The following is a 6,918-nucleotide window of genomic DNA, read 5'->3' on the forward strand; positions in this document are numbered from 1 at the left end:
GCCCCGGGCCTTCCCGTATAGTGAAACAACACTTTCCGAGCCCGCGCCTGCCGATGCCACAGCCCAGAGTCCAGATTCGCCCCCGCCGCCGCCCTCCCCTGCACTTCCTGCCGCTGGGCGGCTGCGGCGAGATCGGCATGAACCTGAGCCTCTATGGTTTTGGAGAGCGGAGTTTCGGAGAGCGGAGTTCTGGAGAACGGGGGACGGGAGAGAAGGGCCCCGAGGACGAATGGATCGCAGTGGACTGCGGCATGATGATCCGCCAGGACCTCCCCGACAGCCCGCTGCAGGTGCCCAACCTCGATACCCTCACCGCCCTCGGCATCCGCCCCCGGGCGCTGATCATCACCCACGGCCACGAGGACCATATCGGGGCCGCCGCCTGGCTGTGGCCGAAGTGGGGCTGCCCCATTCACGCCACCCCCCTGGCCGCCGGCCTGCTGCGCGCCAAGTTCATCGAGCGGGGCCTGGCCACCGATGCCATCCAGGTGATCGAGCCGGGCGAGGCGCTGGAGACCGGCCCCTTCACCCTGCGCTACCTGCCGCTGACCCACTCGATCCCCGAGAGCTGCGCCCTGCTGCTGGCCGCCGGCGACCATCGCGTGCTGCATACCGGCGACTGGAAGCTCGACCCCGAGCCGCTGATCGGCAAGCCCATCTCGGCGGCCACCTTCCGCGCCATCGCACCAGTGGACCTCGTCGTCGGCGACTCCACCAACGCCCCCCTGCCGGGACACTCGCGCAGCGAGGGCGAGGTGGCCCGGGCGCTGGAGCATACCATCGCCCGCTGCGAGGGACGCGTGGTGGTCTCCTGCTTCGCCAGCAACCTGGCGCGGGTGCTGGCCATCGGCCGCGCCGCCCAGCGCGCCGGCCGCCGGGTGAGCCTGATGGGCCGCTCCATGGAGCGCATGGTGGCGGTGGCCCGCGGGCTCGGCTACCTGGACGACTTCCCGCCTCTAGTGCCGGCCAGCGATCTCGGCTACCTGCCCCCCGAGGAGGTGCTCGTGATCGCCACCGGCAGCCAGGGCGAGCCCCGCGCCGCCCTCCACCGCCTGGCCCGCGGTCACCACCACGCCATGGAGCTGGGCGCGGGGGACAGCGTGATCTTCTCGGCCAAGGCGATCCCCGGCAACGAGCTGATGATCGAACGGCTCAAGGGCGGCCTCAGGCGGCTGGGGGTGACCCTACTCGACGAGTTCAGCCACCCGGAGCTGCACGCCTCGGGCCACCCCGCCCAGGAGGAGCTGCGCACCTTCTACGGCTGGGTGAAGCCGCGCCACCTGCTGCCGGTACACGGCGAACCGCGCCACCAGCAGGCCCACCGCGAGCTCGCCGAGGCGCTGGGCATCCAGGCGCCGCTGGCCCCCCTCAACGGCGACCTGATCCGTCTGGACGCCGAGGGGCTCTCCCTGGTGGCCCGCCACCCCCAGCCGCCTTGCATCGTCAACCAGAACGCCGTGGCGCCGCTGCCGGGGCTGGCCGGCCCGAACCAGGGGCCCCGCCACGGCAGCCTCTATCTGGCGGTGTCGGTCACCGCCACCGGCGAAGGGGGCTGGACGCGCATCGGCCGGCTGATGCTGGACGTCAGCCAGGCCAGCCCCATCGACGAGGAGGCCTTCACCGACTGGCTGGACGAGACGCTGGAGGCGCTGGCGGGGGACACCCTGGCGGAGCTGCGCCTGGCGCTGCAGCCGCGACTGGTGGGGTGGTTCGCCGACCACCTGCGCCGCCTGCCGGAGATCCACCTGCAGATACTGGCCGTGGAGGCACCCTCGGCGACCGAACTGGGTTAAGGGCCGGGACGCGCTGGTGCGACAGCCGAATGAGAAAAGCCGCTCGATGAGCGGCTTTTTTTGGGCCCCAGTTGGCAGCCTAGGGGAGGCCTTCGGCCTCCATTCGCTCAGCAGAGCTGAGCTCCCACCAGTAGCAACCGCCTATGGGGTCATTTTCCGACCACCAGGACTTGAGATAACTGGTGGGAGCTGGGCTTTGCCCGCGGTTCGACGCTTCGACGAATAGCGGCGAAGCCGCCCAGCGGTGTTACAGGCCAATGTGGTGGCCTCCGTATTCGCCCCGCAAGCGTGGCTCCCACCAGAAGAAACAGCCTCGGTGGGAGTTAAATCCATCACGCCTTGGTGGCGTTCTTCGGCGGACGACCGCGCTTGCGGCGGGGCGGATCGAGCACCAGGTCATCGACGGAGAGGCCCGCCTCGCTGATGGCCTCGAGGATCTCGGAGCGCTTGCGCTCCTTCTGCAACTCCTCATCCTGGCGCTGACGCTCTTCATCCTTCTTCTGCTCGATCACCTCATCGATCACCTCGGAGAGCTTGTGCAGCTGCTCCATGCTGAGCTGACGTGCGGCGGCGCGAGCGACGTTCTTGTTACGAGCGATGCGCTCCAAGGATTCGCTTGACATGGATCCCCTCCTGAACCGGAAAAATGAGACGGGCATAGCGTGTGTGTAAGGGAAAAGTATATGCATCATGGGCGGCTTGGCAAGAAAAGCCGCAGGATTCAGGGAAAGAAAAGCCGGCCATAAATGCTCGCCATGGCCGGCGATAGGCCAGGGAAAATGACCGGGGGACGCGGCCGGGGAAGCGCGGTCAGCCGCCGGTCATGTTCATGAAGCGCACCACCTGGACGTCGCCGTCGGTGGTGAAGTGGTGGCGCTCGGGCTTGAGGGGCATGGCCGCCACGATGGCCCGTTTAAGGGCGTCGATATCCCCCGGGTGAGCGCGCAGCACGCGGCGCAGATCCACCGAGTGCTCGTTGCCGAGACAGAGCAGCAAGCGCCCCTCCACGGTGACGCGAACCCGATTGCAGGTGGAACAGAAATTATGACTGTGGGGTGAGATGAAACCCACCCGGATATCGCTGTCGGTCATGCGGAAATAGCGCGAGGGGCCGAGGGTGCTCTCGGTGGTGGGGGTGAGCGGATAGCGGGTCTCGATCAGCGCCTGGACCTCGTCGCTGGAGCAGTAGGTCTCGTCGCGACGATGGTCGGAGACATCGCCCAGGGGCATCTCCTCGATGAAGCTGATGTCGAGCCCCTCATTCCGGGCGAACTCGACGAGATCGATCACCTCATCGTCGTTGCGTCCCTTGAGGATGACCGCGTTGAGCTTGGTGCGCTCGAAGCCGGCCTCTCGGGCGGCGCGGATGCCGTCGATGACGCGGGCGAGATCGCCGGTGCGGGTCAGCTGGCGAAAGCGCTCGGGGTCGAGGGAATCGAGGCTGATATTGAGCCGCGTCAGGCCCGCCTGGCGCAGCCGCCTGGCAATCTTCGGCAGTGTCGCGCCGTTGGTGGTCATGGCGAAATCACGCAGCCCCGGCAGCGCGCCGATCTGCTCCACCAGCTGGTCGATATCGCGGCGAACCAGGGGCTCACCGCCGGTGAGGCGCACCTTCTCGACCCCCAGTTCGACGAAGGCGCGGGCCACCAGGGCGAGCTCTTCCAGGGTCAGCACCTGGGCGCGAGGCAGGAAGGTCATCTCCTCGCTCATGCAGTAGACGCAGCGGAAATCGCAGCGGTCGGTGACCGAGATGCGCACATAGCGCACGCGCCTTCCGAAGTCGTCGATCAGTGCCTGGGGCAGTGTTGTCATTGTCGTCTCTCTTGCGTGTCACTCGAATCAGTTAGCCCAGCGGCCGGCATCCTCATGGTCGGAGTGGCGCTCCGCGACCCAGTAGTCGCCTTCGCTGGTGTGCTCCTTCTTCCAGAAGGGGGCACGGGTCTTGAGGTAGTCCATGATGAAATCGCAGGCCTCGAAGGCTGCCCGTCGATGCGCACTGGCCACCGCCACCAACACGATAGGGTCTCCGGGGGCCAGGCGTCCAATGCGGTGTATCACGCGCACCCCATCCAGGGCCCAGCGGCTGCGGGCCTCGGCGACGATGGCCGCCAGCGCCGACTCGGTCATGCCGGGGTAGTGCTCCAGGGTCAGGGCGGTGATCTCCGGGCGTTCGTTGAAGTCGCGAACCAGGCCGGTGAAGCAGACCACCGCGCCGATATCGGTACGACCGGCCAGCAGCGCGCGCTGCTCGTCGCCCGCATCGAAGGGCGCCTCCTGGACGCGAACCAGGGCGTCATCGGTCATGAGCTCAGCCTCCGGTGACGGGGGGGAAGAAGGCCACCTCGTCCTCATCGGTGATCGGGGTGACGTCGGCGGCCATCACCTGGTTCACCGCCACCAGCACGCGCCCCTCGTCGAGGGCCACGAAGCGCGGATCCAGGGCCTTGAGGGCCGCCTTGAGCCCCCCGACGTCGGGCCGCTCCAGGTCGGAAAGGGGCACGGAGAGTTCGCCCACGCCGAGCCGCTCGCGCAGCTCCGCCAGGCACTTGACGCGAATACAGGGCGAGGCGATGTCGCAGCGACTGCCCAGGGCCACCTGGCCGCCGTGGCACTGGCCGGTGACGATGGGTCCCTCGGCGCCGGTGACCACGGTCTCGCCGGCGGCCTGGTCGATACCCTCACCGACGACCTCGCCACGGCGATAGTCGCCGGACTTGCCGCCGGTCTTGGCCTCCAGCCGGATCGCGTCAATCACCATGTCCTTGTCCACCGCCTTGCACATGTCATAGAGAGTCAGGCAGGCCACCGAGACGGCGGTCAGTGCCTCCATCTCCACGCCGGTACGGCCGTTGAGCCGACAGGTGGCGGTGACCTCCACCCGGCTCCGCGCCTCGTCGAGGGTGAAGTCGATGGCCACCTTCGACAGCGCCAGGGCGTGGCAGAGGGGGATCAGTTCGTGGGTGCGCTTGGCGGCCTGGATGCCTGCGATGCGCGCGGTGGCCAGCACGTCGCCCTTGGGGAGGCCGCCCTCGGCGAGCAGCGCCAGGGTCTCGGGCCGCATGGTGATGCGCCCGGAGGCGCTGGCCTCCCGGCGGCTCTCCGGCTTGTCGGCGACGTCCACCATATGGGCTTCGCCACGGGCGTTGAGATGGGTCAGTGACATGGTCGGTGCCTCAAGGATAACGGAACAGGGGTTGAATGGTCACCGCCTCGCCGGCGGCCACGGCCGCACGCTCGGCGTCGATCTCGATCAGACAGTTGGCCTGGACCATGGAAGAGAGGATGCCTGAGCCCTGGGCGCCGGTGACGCCGACCCGCAGCCGCCCGTCGCCGTCGCAGCGGTAGACGCCGCGCAGCAGGTCGACGCGCCCGACGCGACTCTTCAGCGCCTGCTCGGCCATGGCGGTGAGACGCGGCGGCCCCCCCGCCGCCCGGCCCTGCAGCTTCGCCAGCAGCGGGGCGGCGAACTGCAGGAAGGTGACCATGACCGCCACCGGATTGCCGGGCAGGCCCAGGAAGGGCACGCCGCGGGGGCCAAGGCGCCCGCAGGCCAGCGGCCGGCCGGGGCGAATGGCGATCTTCCAGAAGCCCAGCTCGCCCCGCGCCGCCAGGGCCGAGCGGGTGTGGTCGGCGTCGCCCACCGAGACTCCGCCGCTGGTGATCACCAGATCCGCCTCATTGGCGGCCCGGGCCAGGCCCGCGGCGATGGCCTCGCGCGAATCCGGCAGGATGCCCAGATCGATCACCTCGGCACCGTGCTCGGCGGCCAGCGCCATCAGGCTGTAGCGGTTGGCATCGAAGATGCCCGCCTCGGGCAGCGCCTGGCCCGGCGCGGTGACCTCGTCGCCGGTGGAGAAGAGCGCTACCCGAGGGCGACGCGACACCGCCACCTCGGCGCGGCCCAGGGAGGCCAGCAAGCCGAGCTCGGCGGCACCGAGCCGGGTGCCGGCAGGCAGCGCCAGCGCACCGCGGGCGATATCCTCGCCGGCCAGGCGGACGTTCTGCCCGTGCCGGACCCGCTCGGGGGAATCGACGATGGCCCAGCGAACGCCGTCGGCGCCCTCCTCTTCCGCCAACTGCTCGCGCATGATCACGGTGTCGGCACCCGGGGGAAGCGGTGCGCCGGTGGTGATGCCGGCACACTGGCCGGGGGACAGCTCAGCGTTCGGCGCCTGGCCGGCAAGAATCTCCGCGATACGGCGAAACCGCGCCGGAGCGACGCCTTCCTGGGTAGCGCTCATATCGGAAGCGCTCAACTCGGGCCAGGCGACGGCGATACCGTCCATGGCGGCATTGGTGCGCTGGGGCACATCGATGGGGGAGACGGCGTCCTCGGCCAGCACCCGGCCGTGGGCCAGGGCCAGGGGCACGGCCTCGGCGGGCAGCGCCCCCGCGACCAGCGCAAGCACCGCCGCCCGGGCCTCCTCCACGGCGAGCATGCGCTCGCCCAGCTCGAAGCAGGAGAGGGTCATGGCGAGGTGACTCCTTGGGCCGGGTCCAGGGCGCGGGGCCGGCGTTCCCGGGGCCAGCGCGCCGGCCAGGCGGCGATCCAGTCGGCCAGGGCCGCCAGGTCGTTGAGGTCCAGTGCCTCGACGCCTTCCGGCAGCGCCAGGGGGGCGTCCGAGGCCACCGCCTTCACCCAGGGGTCCTCCACGACTCGCAGGGGCTTGCCCAGGGCCGGGCGGTGCAGCTCGAGCTTGGGCAGGGGCCAGGCCTTGAAGCCCTCCACCAGCACCAGGTCGGGGCGCTGGGTGGCCACCAGCGCCACCAGCTCGGCCAGGTCCGGCTCCTGCTGGTCGGGGGTCTCCATCATCAACGCCAGCCGCGCGCGGGAGGCCACCAGCATGGGAGCGGCGCCGGCCTGGCGCAGACGGTGGCTGTCCTTGCCGGGCTGGTCGACGTCGAAGGTGTGGTGGGCGTGCTTGATCACCGCCACGCGCAGGCCACGCTCGGCCAGGCGCGGCAGCAGCGCCTCCAGCAGCGTGGTCTTGCCGGTGCCGCTCCAGGCGGCGATGCCTAGCAGCGGCAGCGAGGCCTGCAGCGGCAGGAGCGCCGGGGCGCTCTCATCACTCGGTCGGGGGTGCCGGGTCGAGTTCATGGGTCGGGGCTCATGGTTCGGGGCTCA

The 6,918-nt window shown here is 69.8% G+C and carries 7 protein-coding genes; 1 reads left to right on the top strand and 6 read right to left on the bottom strand.

Annotation, left to right across the window (positions count from 1 at the left end; all coding sequences use genetic code 11):
- The first annotated feature begins 53 nt into the window (after nucleotides 1-53).
- Nucleotides 54-1,793 (top strand): ribonuclease J, encoded by a 1,740-nt coding sequence (locus IBX53_RS13630; RefSeq protein ID WP_290910154.1) that lies wholly within the window; start codon nucleotides 54-56, stop codon nucleotides 1,791-1,793.
- Between the two features lie 332 nt (nucleotides 1,794-2,125).
- Here the strand turns inward: IBX53_RS13630 and IBX53_RS13635 are convergent, their stop codons facing one another.
- The 6 genes from IBX53_RS13635 to mobB all read right to left on the bottom strand — a co-directional run bounded on the left by IBX53_RS13635 (nucleotide 2,126) and on the right by mobB (nucleotide 6,891).
- Nucleotides 2,126-2,416 (bottom strand): hypothetical protein, encoded by a 291-nt coding sequence (locus IBX53_RS13635; RefSeq protein WP_290910157.1) that lies wholly within the window; start codon nucleotides 2,414-2,416, stop codon nucleotides 2,126-2,128.
- 187 nt (nucleotides 2,417-2,603) lie between these two features.
- Nucleotides 2,604-3,596, bottom strand: a complete 993-nt coding sequence (moaA, locus tag IBX53_RS13640) for a GTP 3',8-cyclase MoaA (RefSeq protein WP_290910172.1) — start codon at nucleotides 3,594-3,596, stop codon at nucleotides 2,604-2,606.
- Nucleotides 3,597-3,632: 36 nt separating this feature from the next.
- Nucleotides 3,633-4,097 (bottom strand): molybdopterin synthase catalytic subunit MoaE, encoded by a 465-nt coding sequence (gene moaE / locus IBX53_RS13645; protein ID WP_290910159.1) that lies wholly within the window; start codon nucleotides 4,095-4,097, stop codon nucleotides 3,633-3,635.
- A gap of 4 nt (nucleotides 4,098-4,101) precedes the next feature.
- Nucleotides 4,102-4,956, bottom strand: a complete 855-nt coding sequence (moaC, locus tag IBX53_RS13650; RefSeq protein ID WP_290910162.1) for a cyclic pyranopterin monophosphate synthase MoaC — start codon at nucleotides 4,954-4,956, stop codon at nucleotides 4,102-4,104.
- A gap of 10 nt (nucleotides 4,957-4,966) precedes the next feature.
- Nucleotides 4,967-6,265, bottom strand: a complete 1,299-nt coding sequence (gene glp, locus IBX53_RS13655) for a gephyrin-like molybdotransferase Glp (RefSeq protein ID WP_290910167.1) — start codon at nucleotides 6,263-6,265, stop codon at nucleotides 4,967-4,969.
- Complete coding sequence (mobB, locus tag IBX53_RS13660; RefSeq protein ID WP_290910170.1) at nucleotides 6,262-6,891, bottom strand: molybdopterin-guanine dinucleotide biosynthesis protein B; 630 nt, start codon at nucleotides 6,889-6,891, stop codon at nucleotides 6,262-6,264. The genes glp and mobB overlap by 4 nt, the downstream gene beginning before the upstream one ends.
- Between the last annotated feature and the right edge of the window lie 27 nt (nucleotides 6,892-6,918).

This window comes from Halomonas sp., assembly GCF_014859505.1.
GTDB lineage: Bacteria > Pseudomonadota > Gammaproteobacteria > Pseudomonadales > Halomonadaceae > Halomonas.